20 protein-coding genes and 2 pseudogenes are annotated in these 22063 nt (G+C 26.9%); 7 read left to right on the top strand and 15 right to left on the bottom strand.

Features of this window, described 5'->3' with window-relative positions:
- Positions 1–4 precede the first annotated feature (4 nt).
- From ACWPW7_RS09600 to ACWPW7_RS09570, 7 genes are all read right to left on the bottom strand, one after another.
- Positions 5–2023, bottom strand: a complete 2019-nt coding sequence (locus ACWPW7_RS09600) for a hypothetical protein (protein WP_454053334.1) — start codon at positions 2021–2023, stop codon at positions 5–7.
- Between the two features lie 5 nt (positions 2024–2028).
- Complete coding sequence (locus ACWPW7_RS09595) at positions 2029–3810, bottom strand: pilus assembly protein CpaF (RefSeq protein WP_454053333.1); 1782 nt, start codon at positions 3808–3810, stop codon at positions 2029–2031.
- Positions 3811–3818: 8 nt separating this feature from the next.
- A complete protein-coding gene (locus ACWPW7_RS09590; protein ID WP_454053332.1) occupies positions 3819–4694 on the bottom strand; it encodes a hypothetical protein in 876 nt (291 codons plus the stop codon).
- 2 nt (positions 4695–4696) lie between these two features.
- The gene (locus tag ACWPW7_RS09585; protein WP_454053331.1) at positions 4697–5428 is read right to left on the bottom strand and encodes a hypothetical protein; all 732 of its coding nucleotides are present in this window, start codon (positions 5426–5428) and stop codon (positions 4697–4699) included.
- A gap of 13 nt (positions 5429–5441) precedes the next feature.
- On the bottom strand, positions 5442–6305 hold the full coding sequence (locus tag ACWPW7_RS09580) for an SAF domain-containing protein (RefSeq protein WP_454053330.1): 864 nt from the start codon (positions 6303–6305) through the stop codon (positions 5442–5444).
- A gap of 18 nt (positions 6306–6323) precedes the next feature.
- Positions 6324–7571 (bottom strand): hypothetical protein, encoded by a 1248-nt coding sequence (locus tag ACWPW7_RS09575; RefSeq protein WP_454053329.1) that lies wholly within the window; start codon positions 7569–7571, stop codon positions 6324–6326.
- Positions 7572–7705: 134 nt separating this feature from the next.
- Positions 7706–9517: a VirD4-like conjugal transfer protein, CD1115 family gene (locus ACWPW7_RS09570; RefSeq protein ID WP_454053328.1), complete on the bottom strand. Its 1812-nt coding sequence runs from the start codon at positions 9515–9517 to the stop codon at positions 7706–7708.
- Between the two features lie 412 nt (positions 9518–9929).
- Between ACWPW7_RS09570 and ACWPW7_RS09565 the strand changes: the two genes are divergently transcribed.
- Complete coding sequence (locus ACWPW7_RS09565; protein ID WP_454055491.1) at positions 9930–11159, top strand: FprA family A-type flavoprotein; 1230 nt, start codon at positions 9930–9932, stop codon at positions 11157–11159.
- 390 nt (positions 11160–11549) lie between these two features.
- Here the strand turns inward: ACWPW7_RS09565 and ACWPW7_RS09560 are convergent, their stop codons facing one another.
- The 3 genes from ACWPW7_RS09560 to ACWPW7_RS09550 all read right to left on the bottom strand — a co-directional run bounded on the left by ACWPW7_RS09560 (position 11550) and on the right by ACWPW7_RS09550 (position 15136).
- Positions 11550–12362 (bottom strand): alpha/beta fold hydrolase, encoded by an 813-nt coding sequence (locus tag ACWPW7_RS09560; protein WP_454053327.1) that lies wholly within the window; start codon positions 12360–12362, stop codon positions 11550–11552.
- Positions 12363–12967: 605 nt separating this feature from the next.
- Positions 12968–14881, bottom strand: a complete 1914-nt coding sequence (gene cooS / locus ACWPW7_RS09555) for an anaerobic carbon-monoxide dehydrogenase catalytic subunit (protein WP_454053326.1) — start codon at positions 14879–14881, stop codon at positions 12968–12970.
- Between the two features lie 108 nt (positions 14882–14989).
- Positions 14990–15136, bottom strand: coding sequence for a hypothetical protein (locus ACWPW7_RS09550; RefSeq protein WP_454053325.1), 147 nt, complete (start codon positions 15134–15136; stop codon positions 14990–14992).
- A 309-nt stretch (positions 15137–15445) separates the two neighbouring features.
- Between ACWPW7_RS09550 and ACWPW7_RS09545 the strand changes: the two genes are divergently transcribed.
- Both ACWPW7_RS09545 and ACWPW7_RS09540 read left to right on the top strand, forming a co-directional pair.
- Positions 15446–15649, top strand: coding sequence for a hypothetical protein (locus tag ACWPW7_RS09545; RefSeq protein WP_454053324.1), 204 nt, complete (start codon positions 15446–15448; stop codon positions 15647–15649).
- A 19-nt stretch (positions 15650–15668) separates the two neighbouring features.
- Entirely contained in the window at positions 15669–15974 is a 306-nt protein-coding gene (locus ACWPW7_RS09540) for a spore coat protein (protein ID WP_454053323.1), read from the top strand.
- Between the two features lie 215 nt (positions 15975–16189).
- On the opposite strand, the gene ACWPW7_RS09535 is transcribed toward ACWPW7_RS09540, so the two are convergent.
- On the bottom strand, positions 16190–16462 hold the full coding sequence (locus ACWPW7_RS09535) for a hypothetical protein (RefSeq protein ID WP_454053322.1): 273 nt from the start codon (positions 16460–16462) through the stop codon (positions 16190–16192).
- Positions 16463–17083: 621 nt separating this feature from the next.
- On the opposite strand from ACWPW7_RS09535, the gene ACWPW7_RS09530 reads away from it, so the two are divergent.
- Positions 17084–17431 (top strand): YmaF family protein, encoded by a 348-nt coding sequence (locus ACWPW7_RS09530; RefSeq protein WP_454053321.1) that lies wholly within the window; start codon positions 17084–17086, stop codon positions 17429–17431.
- A gap of 629 nt (positions 17432–18060) precedes the next feature.
- On the opposite strand, the gene ACWPW7_RS09525 is transcribed toward ACWPW7_RS09530, so the two are convergent.
- On the bottom strand, positions 18061–18945 hold the full coding sequence (locus tag ACWPW7_RS09525; protein ID WP_454053320.1) for a LysR family transcriptional regulator: 885 nt from the start codon (positions 18943–18945) through the stop codon (positions 18061–18063).
- 123 nt (positions 18946–19068) lie between these two features.
- Here ACWPW7_RS09525 and ACWPW7_RS09520 point away from each other — a divergent pair, with 123 nt between their 5' ends.
- Together ACWPW7_RS09520 and ACWPW7_RS09515 are read left to right on the top strand one after the other, a co-directional pair.
- Entirely contained in the window at positions 19069–19647 is a 579-nt protein-coding gene (locus ACWPW7_RS09520; protein ID WP_454053319.1) for a chromate transporter, read from the top strand.
- Complete coding sequence (locus ACWPW7_RS09515; protein WP_454053318.1) at positions 19640–20200, top strand: chromate transporter; 561 nt, start codon at positions 19640–19642, stop codon at positions 20198–20200. The genes ACWPW7_RS09520 and ACWPW7_RS09515 overlap by 8 nt, the downstream gene beginning before the upstream one ends.
- An 857-nt stretch (positions 20201–21057) precedes the next feature.
- Here the strand turns inward: ACWPW7_RS09515 and ACWPW7_RS09510 are convergent.
- The 3 genes and pseudogenes from ACWPW7_RS09510 to ACWPW7_RS09500 all read right to left on the bottom strand — a co-directional run.
- The gene (locus ACWPW7_RS09510) at positions 21058–21228 is read right to left on the bottom strand and encodes a hypothetical protein (RefSeq protein ID WP_454053317.1); all 171 of its coding nucleotides are present in this window, start codon (positions 21226–21228) and stop codon (positions 21058–21060) included.
- Positions 21229–21242: 14 nt separating this feature from the next.
- On the bottom strand, positions 21243–21488 hold the full coding sequence (locus ACWPW7_RS09505) for an AbrB/MazE/SpoVT family DNA-binding domain-containing protein (RefSeq protein WP_454053316.1): 246 nt from the start codon (positions 21486–21488) through the stop codon (positions 21243–21245).
- Between the two features lie 141 nt (positions 21489–21629).
- Positions 21630–21707: pseudogene (locus tag ACWPW7_RS09500) on the bottom strand (zinc ribbon domain-containing protein); the annotation flags it as partial.
- 71 nt (positions 21708–21778) lie between these two features.
- Between ACWPW7_RS09500 and ACWPW7_RS09495 the strand changes: the two are divergent.
- Positions 21779–22061, top strand: a pseudogene (locus ACWPW7_RS09495) (IS30 family transposase); the annotation flags it as partial.
- Positions 22062–22063: the final 2 nt, after the last annotated feature.

Below are 22063 nucleotides of genomic sequence, written 5' to 3'. Positions count from 1 at the left end.
CCCCTCAAATCTTAAAATTGTTTAATATATTGTCTAATTCTATATAACTTGTCCACACTAGTGGCAAAACAAAATAAATTATTACAGTAACATACATTGGTATAAACCCTAAAAGCTCTCCCAAACTCACCCTTTCATGGACTATCCTTTTATTAAGTTCTTTTCTTTCTTCTTCAAAAAATTCTCTTTCACTTTCTAGTGATTCAAAAGCTTCCCATAATTTTATTTTTTCACTTATAATTAAATTATCAATAATCTTATTAAATGGCTTATATTTTACGTCTTCTTTTAGTTGCTCTAAAGCTTCGACAGTTCCATTTTGCAAATTATTTTGACACTTTCTTATAGGATTTTTAAATACATCTGAAAATCTTTCCATCCATTCAAGTATCATTTCAATAGAAGCTTTTTCATGATGCATTAAAAGTAATATAATTGTATAAAATTGAAAAACTTCAGTATCCATATCAGCTTGCCTAAGTTTTTTTTGAAATTTTAGTACCCATATAGGTATATCTGTAGTAAAAAATCCTATTACTATTGCTAAAATGATGTGATACCAGTTAAAATATTGATTATTTAGATAATTTAGCTTATTTTCAATTCTTATAATAGCCGCCTTTAATATCTCGTCATCATCAATTCCATACGCTCTCATATATTTGATTAAATTTTCTGTTGTAGTTTTATATATTTTATCTTCATTTTTAACTTTAGTTATAATTTCACTATCAAATTTTCCTATATCCACTTGATCTTTACCAATGACTATTACACTATTAAAAGAAGGGGTTATAAATCTATAAGAAGTGTTATTTAAAACATTGTCTATATGAATTCTTTGCAAAGCTACAACTGATATAATAACAAAAATAAAACCTAAAAGTCCTGAAATTATTCTTCTAAGATATAACCACTCAATAGTTAAATAGCTTCCTGCTTCTTGTAACAGATTTATTGCTTTATGATAGTAGCTTGAACTCGGTTTAGGCATTGATATGTGAACTATTTTTTCTATAGGTTTAACTTTTAGTAAAGCTTTTTCCCAGCTTTTTTCTTTTACTGTTAACTTAACTTGTTTATCATTATATTTTTCCAATTGCCTTAATCCAATAAAGCATATTAAAGCAACAATTAATATAATTATTCTAGCTATAATATCCAAAGAACTATCATAGAAAAAATTAGCCTGTGGAAAATTATTTTTCATCCATTTTTCCATTATATTAGGAAATATTATTGGAATTAAGGATATTCCTGTAAGAGCCTTTAACCAATAATGAAGCTGATCCCTTTTTAAAATTTCTAGCATTACTTCTTTCATAATATAATTCATATTTTTTATAAATACTGACATTCCATTTACTCTTTTATCCCCATATTCATTTGTTAAAAAAATGTACCCTGTTACAATTTTTAAGTACTTATTAGAACATTCTTCATAATAATTTTGTAGTGTATCTTCATCTTCAATAGCTCCATACATTTTCTTACCTTGTACCGCCATAAGTGGTGTTGCCATATTTATAGATTCATACATAGCTTCATCAACTGCATTCTTAATATGAAATTGGTGTTTTAAATCCCTAATAAATTCAATTAAGTCTTTTAAAAGTTTTGTATCATCCCCTATAAATTTATCTATTAATATAGTTTTTAAATAATAAGATATAAGAAGTAATACACAGGTTATATATATATTTTTACCGTAGATAATATATAATGTTACAAATACACTTAAGGTTACGAACCATCCTATGAGATAATAGACTATGGCTTTGTATCTTAATATATATTCATTATTATCACTATTTGCATATAGTGATTTTTTTATATTCAATATTGAATTGCCTATTATGGGAATTGTAAGTAATACATCATATATTTTAAGGAATAACTTGTATTTCTTAAAATTATTTTTTTTACTTTTATTAGAATCAGATTTTATAATTAAATATATTGGTATCCAAACTGCTAATATAGCTAATACCATACATAGTATTATTAAATAATTTTTTAACATAGAATCTACGTTACCTCCTCATTAAAAAATTCTTCAATAAACTTTTTAAAGGATTCTCTATCTTCTTTCAACATATTTTTATACATTTCTCTTATTCTTTCTTCACTTATGCTATTTTTAAATTCATATTTACCTTTATCTATGTTGTATTCAACTATATTAACAGCTCTATATTTCTTTTTGATAGTTATCTTTTCAAAAAACTCTACAGTAGTTTTCATAAAAGCATTTAATTTTTCATTCATATTACCATAGCTTTGAAAATCCATTGAAAAATTCTCTTCTTCAACAGGGATACATTCTGTAATTCTTTCTATATATCTTTGTCCTTCTGCGGTGATTTCAAGATGAATATCAAAATCTAAAACACTTATAATTTGTTCTTCTGCAGCACTTTCATTAGTGAACATATTGATATTTAGTAAAGAATTTCTTAATGATTTAACTAAGTCTGAAAATTTTTTAGCATGATGAGTGAATAATGTAAATTTACTTGCTACTTGTGCAACTTTAATGATATATTTTACGTCTGAGTCTTCAGCAACTTCTCCCACTATTGTTACCAATCCATTGGTTTTCTTTAATACATCTAAAGCTCTATCTCCTGATATATCTGGAGTTTCTTGTATAGTTACAATGTTTCTATTAGGCATTTTTATTCTTAAATGAGTTTCAAAGAATTTTTCAGCAACTCTTAGGGTATATGTAGGTAATATTTCTCTAATAAGACCTATTAAAAGAGTTGTCTTACCACTCCCCTGTTGACCAGTTATTGATATATTAGTACACCCTTTTATCATATATTTACTTAGCTCTATTACTTTTTCTGCATTTCTTCCCTTTATAATTTCTTTCAAATTACCATCAACATCATATTTACGTATAAAACAAACCCAACTTTCACAAAATGGTGGTCTAAATACAACAACTCTGCAATTATCAGCAGTTGTATTAAATATATAGCCATCGGATTGAGAAAATTGCCCTGGATTATTAAATTTATATGAGTTTTTACATACTCTTTCAAGCTCTTTATAGCTTCCAAAACTCATAAAATTTAGATGTATTTCTTTACCTTCATAATAAAGCCAAATACTATCATAACTTTTGGGTATATATTCTAGCCTATTTCTTAAAGAGCTTAAATCTATTTGTGAGTTTGATAAAAAATCTTCTGGTATTCCTGAAACGCCTAAAGATACCCCATTGACTCTCATATCTCTGATCTCATCAATTACACCTAATCCTTTATAATTTGAATAAATTCTTTGAGTTATAATTTTCAATTTATCTTCAAAACACAATTCTATACTTTCTTTATTAAATATAAACTCTATATCCTTGCTTGAAATAAAATACATTTGTTCTTCTTCCCAATATCTTAAAGTATCTAAATTGTATTCTTTTATTAATGCTTTTAAGGCATTATATCTGTATATCTTCTTATAATGATGCAATATTATTTCAAATTTATCTTGTATTGTAAGGCTTATGGCTTTATTAAAATTAATTATAAAGTTTATATTCCCTTCATTAATCCCATATACTTTTGTTATTAAATCTTCTATATAACTTTTTACAAATTCTTTAGCACCTAAATCCCCTATTCCACATCTTTTTAAGCATTGATTTAGTTTTTCTTTCCTTACTTTCTTTTTCTCATATTCTTCTATAGTTAAATTCTTTTCGTCAATAGTATTTTTTAAAAGTTCATCTATTGTATTTCTTATAAAAATCTTTATATTTTCTATCTTATATCTTTGCATATCCTTATTATCTTTTAACATATCTTCACCTACGAACTCATTCCTAAAAGTAATTTGAATTGCCTCAATATTCCACGGTCTTCTATTGGTTTTTCTAAATCTTTAATATTTGTATTAATGTTTTCTAATATATTATTGGTTAACATTTCTATCTCTTTGAAAAATAAATAATTATTACTATTACTTTTTGCCTTCCTATTTGAAAGAAAAAAACTTAATACATTATGATTATTGTTGGAATCCATAAATTCTGAACTATAAGGTATGCAATATATATCATCCTTATATTTATAAACTTTTTTTACATATTTACTACTACATTTACTATCAAAATCATATCTACCTAAGACTATAATAGTCTTTTTATCTTCTAAAGCCTCATTCCATTCCTTTTTATTAAAGTACTCTCTTATAACTCTTTCATTTTGAGATAAATTTACAACTATAATATCTGATTGCTCTAGAACTTTATTGGTTATAACATTTTCCATTCCAGAATTTAAGTCTACTAAAACTAAGTCATAAGCTTCATTGGCATACTTTAAAACCTTTACAATGCTATTAGACATATCTTCAAATAATTCTTTTTTACATTTATTACTTCCAGTTAAAATATCTAATCTATTATCAATTAATGTTTTAGTATAGCTACTAAATTCATTAGAATTTAATTTATTTGATTTGCATAGTCTTTCAATAGAATCTATACCTATATCATCAAAATTAATAGAACTTTTATTTTCATTGTCACTAAAAAATGCACTTTCCATATTAGATTTACTATATTGAGTATGAGTAAGTAATATCTTAAAATCATAATTCATAGCTATATAAATGGCTGTAGCTATAGTATTTGAAGTGACTCCTGCTTGTCCATGATAGTTGCCCCAAAATGCTATTTGCATATTTAAATCCACCTTTCACTGGTTATCTTTTTAAATGTTTTATTATCTACAGAAGTAATTATATTAATGAGCTCATACATCGCTTTTTTAAAATCTCCTGAATATCCTTTTAGTGATATCTTCCCATCTAATTTATTTTCATAACTCCATATTAAATCTTCTTCTAAAAAGGGGATTTCTATATCTTCATTATTCAGAACTGCTATTTTATTATTTAGACTAGAAAATAAATTCTCTAATAAATAACTTTTATCATATCTACTATCAACAATTTGATTAAATATAAAATGAAGTTTAGTAGAATCTATATTTATCTCCTTTAAAATTTTTTTGTTTCTTATTAGCTTATCCTTATCACTATTTTGAACCATAAAAATTTTACTGCTTTCTTGTATCAATGTACTATCCACTACCCCATCAACTTCAATAAATATATAGTTATATTTGTTTAGTTCTACATTTTCTAATAAAGTTTTATAATCTATATCTAGCCTATTATTTAAAGGGTTATCGACTAATATTGATATCTCTTCTCTAATAATTGGATCTAACTCTGTTAAAGCTACCTCACTTTCTACATCAGTGTTATATTCAAAATAATTGAATACGCCCTGACTCTTAGTTGTATCTATAACTAACACATTATTATTTAGCCTAGCTAGTATTTTAGCTAATATGAGCATTGTATGGCTTCTACCTGTACCATTTGCTCCTATAAATAAATTGATATTCATATTACTTTTCCTCCTACTCTATAAACATAGGTTTAAATTCATCTTTTGATTTATCATTATGATTTTTAGTAATACCTATATCTTCTTTATTTTTATCATTATCATTTTCTTGATTTATTCTGTTTTTTAACTCTTCCTGTGAACTTCTAATTATGTTAGGATCCTTTTCTATAATTTCTTTTACATTTTTATTTATTTCATAAGTAATTTTAGCTGGCGGCTGATTCTCTGGATCTACATATATAGTTGTATATAATACTGCTCCTGTTAATGCTGCTGATACTGTAGAATTATTAATATAATTTCTTTCCTTTTCTGTAATATTAGTTATCATTATTCCATCATTTCTATCAAGTATTTTTTTCTTAGAAGCCACTACAAAATCGCTACCATCTTTTTTTCTATATCTTATATCTATAAAATTCCCTGGCTGTAAATTTACATTAAGTAAAATGTGATCAAAATCTTGCTTTCTTAAATCTGTGGTTAGAACATCCTCTCTTTCTAGTAACATTGAATTAGTTACTATTGTATTAGCCTTTAATTTCATTCTAGCTACCTTATCTTTTATTTCTTCTCTACCTTTTAAAGTATCTGTGGGTAATAATTCTTTATCATAAGTTACTATTTTAATCATATCTTCTGTTATTAATTCACCTTGATTAATATCTTTATTTAACGCAATAATATCCATTTGATTCTCTTCTTTTGATAAATCAACTAATATTTTAGACTTTTCTGACCTTTTCACTTTTGGAATTACATAAAATTGATATAATATAACTACACCAATTACAATTATAAAACTTACTATTAGTCCTTTTCTAAAACTTCTTTTAATTTGTTGTTCCTTAGTTAAATAAGTCTTTTTTAACATAATTACTCCCTTCTTGTACTATTTTCTAAATAATTTCTGAAATAAAGTCTTCTTTTTTCCCTTAGACTTTAAGCTATTCATTAATTCATCCATATCATTTTTAAATTTTTCATCTTTACTAGAGATATAAGGGCAAGTATCTGTAAACATCATATCTGTAGCAGCTGCTCCACAATTTTTTATAGTTACTATATCTCTAAAATTTAACTCCATATTCTTAATGAATTTTATTGTATTTTTTAATTCTGATCCTTCATAAAATATGTTGTTTAGTACTACAATAGTTTTTTGAGTATTAAATACATCATTTATTTTTTTAAGCATTCTTTCATTCAAATTGTAATGCATATTATCATTATCAAAAATAAATAATATAGAAGAACTATATGATATAGCCGATTTTAATAAATCATTTGTTTCTGATTTACAATCTATAATTGTAATTTGACTATCAGCTTGTACTAAATTTAAAATTTTAAGAAACTCTCCATTATTCAACTCTTCTTCACTACATAATTCATTTGTAAATATTCTAAGGTTTTCATTAACATAATAAGCCTTGTCTAAAATTTTATTAAAGTTTTTAACTTTGCTTACATGTTTTAAAGCACTTTCTTCTTCTTTATCTATTGAATAGTAGATATTAGCGCTATATCCTCTATCTAAATTTATAACTGAAGTATTGTATCCTCTACTGGCAAAACCATGTGCTACATTCCAAGTAATAAATGATTTCCCATTACTACAGCTAGACATAACTGCTATAGTTGCAGTATCTATTACTTCAATTTCTACTTCTCTTTCTACTTCCTTTTCAATAATGATAGGCTTTTCTACTTCAATTATTTTTTCAACTATTTTCTCAACTTCTTTAATTTCAATCTTGGGCTCATTTTCAGCAGAAAGTCTATCTAAATAAACATATTTAATCTCTGGTTCAATTTTTTTACTTAAACTTTCATTTTCTTCTACTTTAGATATTTTTCTTTTTACTTCATTTATGGTATTATTCAATTCATTGGCTAAATCTTGAAAATCTCCCTTAAATAAAACTATAAAAATTTCACTTTTTCTTAGTAAATTTAAGGCCTCTTCATACCATAATATTTTAATATCTACAATTGCTATATCATAATCACATATAACCATCTTTTCTTGAAGATTTTCTAATGATGTTATTTGTTCTTCAAAATCAACAAAATCAAACTCTGACTTTATTCTTTTATAACTGTCTTTCGATTTTATCAAAGGCATAATTTTTAACATAAACTTCTCCTTTAAGCAAATTAGATTATTTTAAATTATAAATAATCTTTTTATATAAAATTAATCTACTATTCAAAATGTATTTATGTTATTTTTTATCTGTAAATCATATTATTTTTATATTTATACTGTTTCTACACACTTTTACAAAAATTATCCTCCTCAATTTCTTCATTTTCTTCTATAGTTCTCAAATCAAATATTTCTTTACTTTCGCAGAGATTATATTCCCAGTATCTATATTGAACTTTATTGAGTAGTATAGGATTTTTAGCTCTCTGCCTTATTACCATTTTTTTATTATCTAATCTCATACATTCATCAATCATTAGTAAATTTCTTTGCTGATAATTTTCACTACCGGATTTTTCATTAATGTTAAATAACCCACCTTCACTCTTTTGAGATAATCCTTGAACTTTAATAGTTGTATTTCCTAAACTATCACTACAATACTTTGCTGTAAATTGGTCATTCACACCTAAATAAACATGGGTATCGCACATTGACATAATATCTTCAAATCCTTTATCACCATAGCGGTCTTTCATTTGTGAAAGAGATTGCCATATCATCATAGGATATATTCGCCTTCCTCTCATAGTCCCAAGCATTTCTTGAATTCCTGGAATTTTCCCTATGTTAGCCATCTCTTCTAATAAAAAATATACTGGAAATTCAAGCTTATTCTTAGTATTATAAGCTGTTTTATATAGTTGCTTAAATAATGTATTTACTACTATATTTATAACCGGCGCAAAAGTTCTATCGCTATCGGGAATTAGAATAAATAAAGTCATAGGTTTATCTTTTATTGTTCCTAATTTACCTATATCTACAGTAGTTCTACTTGTTATATTTTGTATTCCTTTTATCGAAAATAATTTTAGTTTTTCGGATAGTCCCCCTAAGATATTGGATCTAGTCCTTTCACTTTCCGCTAACATTAAAAAGTTATTCCAAAGCTGTCTTGCTGCTCCTTTTATATTATTATCTTCAAAAAAGTATCTAGCATTATCTATATCACTAACATCTTCACTAGTTAGTATTTGAGAAATTTCTGAAAAGGTTTGCTTTTCTTTTGGGTAAGCTTGCTTTACAAAGCCTATAAGAGCTGCTAATAACTGTGCTTCTTGATTATTCCAAAATGCCATATCACCACTAGCTTTGTCACCATTAGAACTTTCAACAGAATCAATATATCCTTTTGCTATTTCCATTAGTGATTTATCATCATTTATAAAATCCAAAGGATTTAGGCAATCGCCATATGTTAAGTGTATAAAATCAAGAACTTTAACATCATATTCATTTTTCTCTAGATAACCTGCTGTAAGTGAATATAATTCGCTTTTAGGATCTGTTATTATAATATCTGCTTTTTCTTTTTTATCCTTATATACATTGCATATATGAAATATGTTATTTAATACAAATCCCGTAGTTTTATTTGAACCTGGTGGCCCAATTACTACTTGTTGCATATTTAGTTCACCATTTACAGGATGATAGGCCGCTCTCATACCAATATCATAAGTTTTATTCTTCTCTATAGTTCCTAAGAACCAACCTAAATTATCTTTATAATAGTTATCTTTAATCTCTTTATCACTTTGCCATCTACTTGTTCCATGAGATCCATAACCTTCAAATTGTTCATATTTGTCTTTAACCTTAAACAATCCTAATTTATTGATAATGTAAGAAAGGAAAAATATAATAATTATAGCTAAACCTAATCCATTAACTGGATTTTTAAAATTTAGAAAGCTTCTATATGTTTCTGAACTTAAAGTTACCTCTTTTATATAGTTACTTGGAAATAAAGAGAAATCAAATCTATATAATTCTATGGTTTCCCTAAAAATTCTAGCTAAAACAGGAATACTCATACATAGTATTGAAAATAAAATTAAAAATGTTATTAGCCCCTTTTTCTCTTTCATAACTTCCCCCTTAAAATATAAATTTATTAATAACTATTTTTTACCATGACCTTTTATTACATTATAATTTAAATTTCTTGAAATTAAGTAATATTATACCATAATATCCACATTGTTTCAATAAATTGTCGACATAATAGAATTGGATTATAAATATCTTCTACATACTATTTTATTTAGTACTTTTGATAAATCTTTAAATTTTGTATAAATCTAGTATTCAAATTGTTTTTCATATTATGTTCTTTAATTCACTTGCATGAATAAAAAAGAATATATATTTTAAAAATTTTTACTCCTTCCAAATTTAATTTATATTAAATTTTAAAAATTTGATTTGAATCATATTTTAAAAACTTAATTAAAACTATAATTAAGCCATAATATAGGTTAGAACAATTGGGAGGTAATAATTATGAGTAATGTAATGATAAAAGATAATATTTACTGGGTAGGGAAAATTGATGATAGAGAGGTTCCTTTTCATAGATTAACTCTAGCTAAAGGTACCACTTATAATAGCTATTTAATAATGTCAGAGTATCCAACAATTATAGATACAGTAGATATAGCCTTTGGAAAAGAATATGTAGAGAATTTAAAAACATTTATAGATCCTAAAGAAATTAAATATATAGTTATAAATCATACAGAACCTGACCACTCAGGTGGATTAATTGCATTAGCAAATAAAGCAAAAAATGCAGTAATTGTATGTACAGAGTTAGCAGCTGAACAACTTAGAGAAATGTATAAACTTCACGATAGAGAATTTTTAACTGTAGAAGATAACTATACTTTAGATATTGGTGGAAAAACTTTAAGATTTGTAGAAACTCCTTATCTTCATACAGAAGAAACGATGATAACTTATTTAGAAGAGGATAAAATATTATTTCCTTGTGATATATTTAGTACTCATATAGCAAACTATGATTATTTTAATGATTTAGCTAAAGAAGACATTGTTGAAGATTTTAAGATTTATTACAATTTAATAATGCACCCTCATAGAAAGTATGTACAAGATATGATAAAGAAGATTTCTAAATTAGATATAGATATAATTGCTCCTTCTCATGGTTATATATTAAGAAGTGATGTTAAAAAATTCATATCAATATATGATGAAATGAGTAGTAAAAATGTTAAAGATAAAAAGGCGTTAATATTATATTCTACTATGACTAATAATACCAAAAAAATATCAAATGAAATCTATGATTATATTACAGAAGAAGGAATAACTAGTGAAATAATAGATGTTAATAAGAGTTCTAAGGAAGAAATCTTTAAATCACTAGATGAAGCTAATTTAATTTTCTTAGGTAGTTCTACCAAATATGGTGATATGATCGGAGAAATGGAAGACATATTAAAAAAATTAAAAAATAAAGATTATAGCAATAAATTTGCTGTAGCTTTTGGATCTTATGGCTGGAGTGGAGAAGCAATTGAAATAATTCAAGACTATTTGCTAAAAACAAATATGAATACTCTATCTACTTCACAGGTTATAACCTCTACAGGAGTTAGTGATATACTATTTCCCATTAGAGTTAAATTTACTCCTAAAGAAGAAGATTTAATGAAGTTGAGAAAGTCTCTAAACTTTGCAATAGATTTAATAAACTCTAAATAATGTTTTAATTAGACATTTATTTTTAAGAATGTGTAAAAAGTCTGTGTGAACCTAATTTGGGATATACTATGGAAAGATATTCAAAGGAGTTCACAGACTTTCATTATGTTAAAAAATTAGAGAGTAATTGAAATAAATATCTTACAACTAATACTTACCTTTTAAATAGCTAAATTATCTACAAATACAAAGCTTATATTTGTAGATAATTTTACTTTAGTTTCCAATTAAATAATATATTTTAAAAAGATATGAAATAAAGAAATGCTTTATTTATTTTATACCTTAATGTTAAGTTTTATTAAATTTCTTATATTTGTAAAAGAATACCAAAAGAGCATCTAGTCCCCTAGATGCTTTTCTAAAATTTATTCTAACTTCTACAAAACTTTATTCTTCAATAAATTTCATCAATTCTTTGTTAAATCTGTCTTGTTCGTCATAGAATGTTGCGTGACCGCTGAATTTAAATGGTATAAGTTTTGAATTTTTAATACATTGATTTTGTACTTCACCTAGCGAGAATGGAACAACTTTGTCATGAATGCCGTGAATAATTAAGGTTGGAACATTTATTGTTTCTAAATCAGAAAATAATACTTCCCGTAGCCAAGTATTTGCAATACTGGCAGTTGCCCACCCAGCTGCTTGTAATCCCAATTGGAAGAACCAATCAGATAATGCCTCAGTTATATGCTGAAAGAAAAATATGTCTCCGAAATCCCGTAACATTTTAGGACGATCAGTGTATGTTCCCTGAATAATTTTGATTACATCTTCTTTTTCTAAACCATATGGGAAATTGGGACGTTTGATAAGACTAGGCGCCGCTGCATCAAAAAGAGCAAGTTTACATACTCCATGTCCTCTATGACGAGCCATATATCGAATAGCTATAGCTCCCCCAGTTGAATGTCCTGCAAGTGTGAAATTACGTAGTTCTAACTCATCAACTACGCATCTAACATCATCTGACAATCGATTGTAGTCGTAACCTGTATAAGGCTTATCCGAATCTCCAAATCCTCTCATATCTATTCCGATGCATCTATAACCCATTTTTGGAAGCTGGTTAAATTGATATTCAAATAAATTATGACTACCAGGCCAGCCGTGTAAAAATAAGATTGTATTCTTTCCCTCTGGGTTAAGATCCTCCACATAAATTTTTACATTTGGTTCTACCCTAATATAGTACCCCACTTATAACCTCCAATGAATAATAGCTCTATTAATAGATTATTCACTTAAGTGTAAATATATTCCCGTACTTTCAGACATTCAAAAATACTCTACTAAAAACTTTCTAATTTTACCAAGCCTATTGATAATATTAATAATTAATATTTTGGTTGACATTTGGTTAACCAAATTAAATTTTGTGACATATTAACAAAAATAAAAAAGCTAAGTAACCATTGATTACTATAGCTTTATCTATGGTGCATCTAGGGAGATTTGAACTCACTACCTTTTAATCTGAATTTATACATTTTAAATCTTTCTATATTTTCCCAAAACAGATATACAATATGAAAGTTTAAAATATGCTCTGAAAAATAAATTTGCTATAAAAATAGCTTAACACCTTAAAAATTAAGGATTAATAATTAAAAGGAATCCTATATAGAACATGCTCTCAAAAGACCTACAGTACTATTATACTGTAGGTCTTTTATTTACTTATGACATATATTAAATTCTTCTGCTTTCTATGTTTTAAAATTTTATTTTATAATACTTTTAGTTAACTATATTTACTATGTAAAAAATTGAGTATTAAATATGCTTTATCTTTTATATATTAATTAACTTAACCCTAAACCTTTTCTCTTATTTAATATATGTTCTTCAATATTATTAGCTACTTCTCTTGGGTCATTGCCTAGTGCAATTTTACCACCGGTTAAGCTTTCTACATCTTCAGTAAGTAATTTTACAAGCTGTTTTGCACCTGTTAAAAATGGAGTTGGAGATAAATGTGTATAAGCTCCATAAGCTACAGCAAATACACCATCTATGGTAGCTTTTTGTTCCATCCACTCAGGAGCTGTTACAGCAATAGGAAGCTCTGGTATATCAACATCAAGATGATTAGCAAGTTCTGTAACAAGCATAGATATTCTTCCTGTATCAGTACATGTTCCAAAACTTAATACTGGAGGAATTTTCAGCATATTACATACTTCGTTTAGCCCTTCACCAGCCATATTTATTGCATCTAAATTACATAGTCCTGCTACTTCAAGTGCATGATTACCACATCCACCTGCTACAACTAAAATATCTTTTTTAATCAATTCCTTTACTAAATTAACTGTGTTCCAATCTTGAGGACCATTTCTTAAAGTAGAACAATTGGCTAAAGCTACTATTCCTTTAATTTTACCTGCTGCAATAACATCCACTAATGGATCTAATTTATTTCCTAGAACTTTTATAACTGCTTCAGTAGAAAATCCTGCTATTGCCTTCTGTGTCATTTTAGGAACCATTGGTACAATATTATCTTTTCTCTTCTTAAAATTTTCTATGGCTAAATCTATTAGAGTATCAGCCATTTCATCTACCTTTGAAGGATTATAAGGAATCATATGATTTAGTCCAGGAATACCAATGATAGTGCTTACTCCTACTAAGGTTACTTGATATTTTTCAGCATAATGATCTATTGCAGGTGGTGAGCAGTTTTCATCCATGGCAAGAACATCAACTGTACCAGTAGCCAAAAGTGGCTCTATTGTTAACCAGTTCCCCATAAGACCTACAAATACATCGTCCATTTCAAATCTTTGTAATAATTCCTGACCTGTTTCAATCGAACCAACTATTCTAAGTCCTTTTGCACCAGCTGCTTTTGCTCTTTCTTGTACTTCCTGCATCTTTGCCTTTTGCAGAGTGGCTACCCCAGGCCAAGGTTGATGTCCATTAAATACAATATTTACATAATCAGGATCCATAATTCCTAAATCCACATCTACCTCATGTGGAGTAGGAGTTCCAAATAATATATCCTGCACCATTTCAAGACCTATTTGTGCTGTATAAATAGTAGCTAAACCTAAACTTAATGATTTCTTTGCTAGAGATACATAATCTCCATCAACATTTGTTAGACAGCTTGCTACTGCATTCTGTTCTTCATGAACTACTCCTGAAGGATATATTCCAAGGTCCTTCCATACTTGCTTTCTCTTTCTTGGTGCAAATACATCTACCATTACGCTTGGCTCATCAATATCACTTCCCATTTCATCCTCTAGAAAATTAGCTAAATCTATGGCCATTTTATTAATATCTTGATTTGTATTAATTCCAACCTTGTCACACATCCATTTAAGTTTATCTACATCTTTAATTGTAAAGGGAGTCTTCCCTTCTCCAGTTGCTCTTAATGTTCTAAAGGCTTCATATGCATGGTGACCATATGTACCAGCTCCCATAATGTTTCTTAGTAACATATTTCTCATTGCCATAGCATCTGGACCAATACCACAAACACCTTTTCCTTGTTCCCCTTTAAGGTTAATTCTACATGGCCCCTGAGAGCATAATTGGCAACTTAATCCTTCTAGACAGAACTTACATCTAATTTTTTCCTGAGATGCCCATCTGTCAAATACATTTGACATGCCATCTTCTCTAATTCTTTTAAGCATTTCCTCAACGGAATCATGATAACTAACACGTCCTTCAGTTTTTTCTAATATAGTTTCACTCATTTTAATATACCTCCTATGATTTATTTACAAAACAAAAGGAGCTTTCTACAATCTCCACAATATGCTAAACAAAGTTCCACTTCTAAATTAACATTTTCTAAATGCCACCTAAGTTTTTATACTTTCTTCTGTTCTATATATAAAGTTATGTAATGGTAATTTTTTAGTGTCACACACAATAATTGCTCCTATTGTCTTATTATTATTTATAAATGGTTTTTTATACCTTTTTGTATTAATATCTTCATTTACCAATATATTTGTAGATTTCTACTCATACTATAATTTTCTTTCCTACACTGTTATGATTCGTAACATTTTCCTGTGCTATCACAAAATTTCATAACATAAGAACCTAATTATCAAATTCAAAAATAGTTTATTATATCTATTCTTTTTTCTATTATCTGAAAGACCTTCATAAAATTCTAATATTGGTTTTTGCTATCTTTAATTTCTTTTTTAAATCTTTTATTTAATGGAAAATATAAATCTTTTTATTACGTTTTTCATGAATATATTATTATTCATTTAGCAACAATATTATCATGGAGGTGATTAATTATGGAAAATAACTCAAAACTAGCTCCTCATGAAACATTAGAACTTCATGAATTATTATCAACTAGTATTCTTGGTGTAAAAAAAGCTACTGCAACTTTAAATATGGTAAATGACCAAGAATTAAAAAATTTTTTAACTTCTTCATTAGATGGTAAGAAAACTAGTCTTCGAGAATTACAAGGATTTGTAAAAGAAAATTTATAATATTTTAGGAGGTAAAAATATGGGACTATTTGATATGTTAGATACTGATGACAGAACTATGAATCTTATGGATGATAAAGATATAGCTTTAAGTAGTTTAACAGCTTCAAAGGCAGATATATCTTTATTAAGTAAAGTTATAGGTGAAACAACTAATCCTCAACTTAGACAAATGTTAACTAGTCAACTTAATTCTTGCATTAATGATCATTTTAAATTATCTGATATAGTTATAAGCAAAGGATGGTATCCTGCTTATGCTACTCCACAAGAGCAACTTAAAAATGATTTGACTAAAGCTGAGAAAGTTATTAAAGAAGATTAATAGATAAAGTAAATATGACGTTTAAAGAATTATTAAAAATGCCTTTAATTTGAAGGTTTTAATAAAAAGCCATGAGCTAATCTAAAGTAACTCATGGCTTTAAAATATTTCTTATAATTAAGTACTAATTGCATTGTATCAAATCTATGATTTTCAATTAATAAGTGTTTCTACATTTTGCAAATAGATCTTTATTTATATTTAGAAGAGTTCTATTATGAGCTCTTGTATTTTTCTATATTTGTTTTATATAAGCCCGACAAATACTTCTCTGGCTCAGGCATCGGATGAGATTTATTTGGTTTTGTAATCTTTTCATATTCATTGTATTTTCTAATTATCCTATTCCATGCTTCTGGAAACATCTCCTTAAATTTATTTTTAAAATTTTCTTCACTAATGTCTTTTTTTATCTCATTAAAAACAGCTTTTAGTTTTTCTTGTTTATTAATGATTACACTACCTCTAGAAACACGTTTTTTTGCCATATCATTACCCCCTTAATATATAACTACTTCTACACTTCAAAAGGTTTTCCTTTACTGAAAATTCGACTATTTCCACCTTAAACCTCTGCTAAATTTTTTATAGTTCCTTTATGACATACACTCTTTTCAATTTCCGTAGCTAATAATACAAACTAATTTTTATAACTTCTACATGTATATGTACTATAAATATGTAGCCTCTCCTTACCTTATACCTAATTTTTTGTATTAAAAAAGCACCTACCTAAGTAAGTGCTTTAATATAATTTTAGATTGCTATTTTATCTTCCTAATATACAAAGTGCTCCTGTTACTTTTCTAATAATTCATTACAAAATTCATAAAAATTTCTATTTTCTATTTCCACCATTATTTTTCAAGTCAAGCTTTTCAATATTCTTCTTAAAAAACTTGACTTTCTATAAACATAATATGAAGCTTATTCGTAAATGTGTATAAATGTTGTTTCATATATAAATAAAAAATTACATAGTAGCCTAGATATTATTTAGTTCTAATAAAGTCTTGCTCTTTCTTACGCTCACATACTTAACCATTTCCAAATTATTATATAGTATCAATATTTTACCTATTGAATATTTTATGTAAGGAGGTGTTATCATGTTAGATGAATACTTAAGAGCTGAAAATTTTAATAATCGTCAAACCCATGTTCACGAATTCTTAGGAAGTGATAAATTCGCTGAACAAGGAAATGATAGGCATAATCATAGATTTGCTGGTGTTACAGGCCCAGTTATTTCTATGGGTAATTCTCACGTTCACGCTATCTTAACTAATACTGATTTTTTCTCATATCACTATCATGGAATAGATGTAGTTACAGGACCAGCTATCGATGTTGGTAATGGCAAACATATTCACTTAACAACAGGTACTACAACATTAGATGATGGACATATTCATCATTTTATTTTTACGACTCTTATTGAAAGTCCATCAAGTTAATAATAAAGATATATTTTCATTTCCATTTCAAAATATAAATAATTGATAAGATTTTAAAAGTACCTATTCATCTAGATGCTTTTAAAAATTTTCTTAGTTTTTTCGTAAAATAAAAAAGCTAGAGAAACCATTAACTTCTCTAGCTTTATCTATAGTTCACCTAGCGTTATTCGAACTCACAGCCTTTGGATTCGAAGTTCTACGCTATTAATTACGTATAATTTATCTTAATTACATTTAGTAGTATAAATGACTTAAAATAGACATTCATCTAAATCTAATAATGTATTTAATTACTATTCGTATATTATAAAAGATTTTAGTCCATTGACATTAATCATTTTTATAGGTGGAGGTAGTTTTTATATTTTCCTATATGCTCTTTATTTGCGGTGGTAGCTTTGTTATATCTGCTCACTAATCTCTTTATACTTTATATAAGTCTAAACTATTAAATCTTCTAAAAAACTTGTTTAAATGTATTCTTAGTAAAAAATTTATTAGTAAGCTTTCTTAATTTAAAATAAATCTATTTCATTTTACTTCTTATATAAATACCTTTTTATTAATCTTTTGTTATAATCATGTGAGATATATACGATAGTTAAGATATTAAATTAAATGCATATTCACTTATCAATTACTTCATTCTTGATTATTTCAATTAATGTTTTAAAACTCTTCGTTTGAATCTTATCTTTATGAAATACAATATGATTTACACTGATTAATTCAAAATTATTTACTTTTACCTCAAAAAGCTCTCTATTACTAATTTCCTTTTCCACTAGTATTTTAGGCAACACACTTATTCCTAATCCTTGTTTTACCGCATAAATCAAAGCTTGTGAATTTACACTTGTCCACTCTGGATTTACTCTTATATTATGTAACAATAATGCACTATCAAAAACATCACGAATCGCACTGCCTTCTTCTCTTAGTAATAATCTTTCCCTTATTAATGTATTAAAATCTATGGATTCTTCTAAAGCAAATTTATGTTTAGAAGAACAAATTACCGCTAATGGATAGGCTGAAAATGGAATTTTTATTAATTCTTCATTATAAATAACTCCTTCAATCAATCCTAAATCAATTTCATTATTAAGTAACATATTTTCAACATTTCTGGCATTATCGATTATAACTTTGGTTGGAGTATTCTTACAAATTGTTTCAAACTTTTTTATTGCTTGAGGTAAAATAAAATTTGCTATGGTTATACTTGATCCAATTTTAATTGTTGCATTGTCTTCTAATTCTCTGGCATTTTGTTCTAAATCATCATATAAATCTAACAATTTTATTGCTTTTTCAAGAAATAATTTGCCTGTTTCATTTAAATAAAGTTTTCTTGAAATTCTATCAAATAAATAAATTCCTAAATATTCTTCTAGCTCACTAATTGCATGAGAAACCGCAGGCTGTGTCATAAACAGTTTTTCAGATGCTTTTGTAATGCTTCTTTCTTCGCATACAGCTTTAAAAATACGCAAATGTCTTATTTTCATACCTAACTCCTCATTCATTACTATTTAGTTATGTATTATATAAAATTATACTATTATACTTATGGTAAGTCTATGTTATATAATACAAATGCTGAGAGTTAGTTTGATGGAGGGAATAATATTATGCAATCTAAAAAATTAAAACTATATTCTTTACTTTTTAAAATCACATTTTCTATTAGTGCATTTACCTTTGGAGGGGGATACATAGTTATCCCTATGATGCAAAAATATTTTGTTAATAACTTAAAATTGATTAGTGAGCAAGAATTATTAGATATGGCAGCAATTGCACAATCAACTCCAGGTGCGATTGCCGTTAACATTTCTGTATTAGTAGGTTATCGTATTGCAGGACTCCAAGGTGCAGTCATTAGTTGTATTGGAACAGTCCTGCCTCCTTTGTTGATATTGTCTATCATATCCCATTTTTATAGTACATTTCAAAGTAATAAAGTTATTTCTTCAATATTAAAAGGAATGGAAGCAGGCGTTGCTGCCACAATTGTGGATTTAGTTATTGATATGAACGAAGGAATCTTGAAGGAAAAAAATTGGCTATTAACACTAATTGTTCCTGCTTCATTTTTCGCCAGTTTCTTTTTAAATATTAATGTTCTAGCTATTATTCTTTTCTGCTCTAGTTTATGTTTTGCTCAAGCTTATATAAAAAGTAAAAAAAGAGGAATAAAATATGATTAAAAGTATTTTTACTTTACTTATTAATTTTTTACAGATTGGATTATTTAGTATTGGTGGTGGATATGCGATAATACCATTAATACAAGAACGAGTAGTTGACTCTAATCATTGGCTTACATTGCAAGAATTTGTAGATATTATTACAATCTCTCAAATGACACCTGGTCCTTTGGCTATTAATACCTCCACCTTTGTTGGTATACGCATAGCAGGTATACTTGGTGCTATAGTAGCTACATTAGGATGTATTCTATCTGGATTTATCCTTTCTATTATTTTATACAAGTTTTTCAGAAAGAATAAAGATGTAGCTAGTATCTCTAATATTTTGAAAGGACTACGCTCTACTTCTGTTGGCCTTATTGCATCTTCTGCATCTACCATTATTTTGATTACATTTTTGGGATCTACGTCATTTGATATAAAGGCTATTGATTTTAATATTATTGCTATCATTGTATTTATCATTTCTCTATTTTTACTGAGAAAGTATAAAATGAATCCAATATTGCTTATGATTCTAACAGGTGTTATAGGTCTGTTTTTTTATTAATAACTCATGAGAAATACTGATTTCTATGAAATACTTCCCATGTTCTGTATTCAAAAAAGCTAATATCAAGTTATATTTTTTAATATTAAAACATACTGTACATGACTTATAATCACAGATAAATATTTTAATATACCTTTTAATATTGTTTTGATACTTAATTAGGGTGATAAAACAGTAGCAAATTTTATTTTGATATCGTAATTATTATTATCTTATTCTATGTTAATAATCTTATAGATTTTAAATTTTTCATTAATAACTTAGTAAGTTTAAAAAGGATTACTAGTTAACTCCTAATAATCCTTCTTTTAATTACATCAATATGTTAGGGTTCAATGGCGATAACCCACATACTATAAATGCTTTTTTAATAGCTGATCTTTTTACTTGAGTTTAGGTGTTGTTCCGAGCTATACTGCACCTTAGGGGAACCCTTATACAATTGAAAGTTGACGATTAACAATGGAGAATTATTGATACTTCTCTTTTATAAGAGAAGTTCTTAATTTATTTCTTTTCAAAGTGACTCAGTCAATTTTATTGAAAAATCTATTTAAAGAAATTAATTTGTAAGAATTAATTTCCACCATAATTGTGAATTGAAATATTTAAAGATGTAGTTATATTAAGCTATACATTAAAATTTAAGATAAGTATGTATATATATATAACATATAAGAATAAAAAAACTATTAAAATTAAGCAAACAAAGCATTGTTATTACTTAATTCTAATAGTTTATATCGGATTAATTAAATTTACTATACAACCATAGGCTTTAAAAAACTTCTCCATGCTTATATAAGCTAGTTTTATTCTTTTCCATTTTCTTAATCTCTCTAGAGCTTCACTAATTAACGTGTTATAAGCATTAATCTTGTTGCTATTTCATTATTAATATTATTTTTTATTAAATCTTCTTTTTTATAATTAAGTATAATGTATTCTATTAGTACCATTTTGGATGCTTTATAATCTTCCCAAAAGCCATGATTCCTAGCATTTTTATGAGCTTTCTTAAGCAATTCTTCTATTTCTATTACAATCCACTTCTTAATTTATTTAAGCAGCTACTACAAATATTTTTATCTTTATAATCTTTAATGTTGCTAGCTTCTCCACAAAATACACATGCTGGCTCATATTTTTTTAATATAATTTGTTCTCCATCTACATATATCTCTAAACCATCTTTAATATTAATATCTAAAGTTTTTCTTAATTCTTTCGGTATCACCATTCTACCTAACTCATCTACTTTTCTTACTATTCCTGTTGATTTCATAATATATTCCTCCATATCTATTGACTATTAGTTTACAATGAACTACTCCCACTTTAGAAGTGTGAGCTTCTTGGCTAATGTTCCTAACGAAACAAGTTTATCCAAGCTTATAATGTGGTCCTTACCTCAATATTGCCTAATTTAGGCTATAAAATTTTCTAAGTTTTTACTGGCATTATAATCTCTATCGTGATGTGTTACACAGTTTGGACAAATCCATTCTCTAAAAGAGAAATTTTAACCATTTCACCAGTTTAGTTATAATGTTCTAACATTTTATTATAGATAAATCTAATTTATCTACAATTGAAACTGACACTAATACAAATGTATAAATTCACTCATCCTTATTCATCCTTTGAGAGTGGAACTAATGACCGTCATAACAGTCTCCTCCGTCAATTTATCCCAAAAGAAAAACATATGTGAAACTATAGTTACGATAATATTGCATTTCTAGAGAATTGAACGAACACACTCTCTAGAAAAATACTCAAATACAAAACTCCAGAAGAGCTGTTTAAAGCACAGTTATATATAATATACGTTGCATATCAAAAATTTAGGGCATAAAA

Source organism: Clostridium sp. Marseille-Q7071 (assembly GCF_965112025.1).
The sequence above is the reverse complement of the archived record's forward strand: the minus strand, read 5'-3'. Positions and strand labels throughout refer to the sequence as shown.

What these genes read in the sequence shown, in the direction of transcription:
- ACWPW7_RS09585 (WP_454053331.1), bottom strand. Translation starts at nt 5,428, where the DNA reads ATGAATATCAATTTATTTATAGGAGCAAATGGTACAGGTAGAAGCCAT.
- ACWPW7_RS09525 (WP_454053320.1), bottom strand. Translation starts at nt 18,945, where the DNA reads ATGAAAATAAGACATTTGCGTATTTTTAAAGCTGTATGCGAAGAAAGA.
- ACWPW7_RS09515 (WP_454053318.1), top strand. Translation starts at nt 19,640, where the DNA reads ATGATTAAAAGTATTTTTACTTTACTTATTAATTTTTTACAGATTGGA.
- ACWPW7_RS09535 (WP_454053322.1), bottom strand. Translation starts at nt 16,462, where the DNA reads ATGGCAAAAAAACGTGTTTCTAGAGGTAGTGTAATCATTAATAAACAA.
- ACWPW7_RS09570 (WP_454053328.1), bottom strand. Translation starts at nt 9,517, where the DNA reads ATGAAAGAGAAAAAGGGGCTAATAACATTTTTAATTTTATTTTCAATA.
- ACWPW7_RS09575 (WP_454053329.1), bottom strand. Translation starts at nt 7,571, where the DNA reads ATGTTAAAAATTATGCCTTTGATAAAATCGAAAGACAGTTATAAAAGA.
- ACWPW7_RS09540 (WP_454053323.1), top strand. Translation starts at nt 15,669, where the DNA reads ATGGGACTATTTGATATGTTAGATACTGATGACAGAACTATGAATCTT.
- ACWPW7_RS09530 (WP_454053321.1), top strand. Translation starts at nt 17,084, where the DNA reads ATGTTAGATGAATACTTAAGAGCTGAAAATTTTAATAATCGTCAAACC.
- ACWPW7_RS09520 (WP_454053319.1), top strand. Translation starts at nt 19,069, where the DNA reads ATGCAATCTAAAAAATTAAAACTATATTCTTTACTTTTTAAAATCACA.
- ACWPW7_RS09580 (WP_454053330.1), bottom strand. Translation starts at nt 6,305, where the DNA reads ATGTTAAAAAAGACTTATTTAACTAAGGAACAACAAATTAAAAGAAGT.
- ACWPW7_RS09600 (WP_454053334.1), bottom strand. Translation starts at nt 2,023, where the DNA reads ATGTTAAAAAATTATTTAATAATACTATGTATGGTATTAGCTATATTA.
- ACWPW7_RS09590 (WP_454053332.1), bottom strand. Translation starts at nt 4,694, where the DNA reads ATGCAAATAGCATTTTGGGGCAACTATCATGGACAAGCAGGAGTCACT.
- ACWPW7_RS09545 (WP_454053324.1), top strand. Translation starts at nt 15,446, where the DNA reads ATGGAAAATAACTCAAAACTAGCTCCTCATGAAACATTAGAACTTCAT.
- ACWPW7_RS09595 (WP_454053333.1), bottom strand. Translation starts at nt 3,810, where the DNA reads ATGTTAAAAGATAATAAGGATATGCAAAGATATAAGATAGAAAATATA.
- ACWPW7_RS09505 (WP_454053316.1), bottom strand. Translation starts at nt 21,488, where the DNA reads ATGAAATCAACAGGAATAGTAAGAAAAGTAGATGAGTTAGGTAGAATG.
- cooS (WP_454053326.1), bottom strand. Translation starts at nt 14,881, where the DNA reads ATGAGTGAAACTATATTAGAAAAAACTGAAGGACGTGTTAGTTATCAT.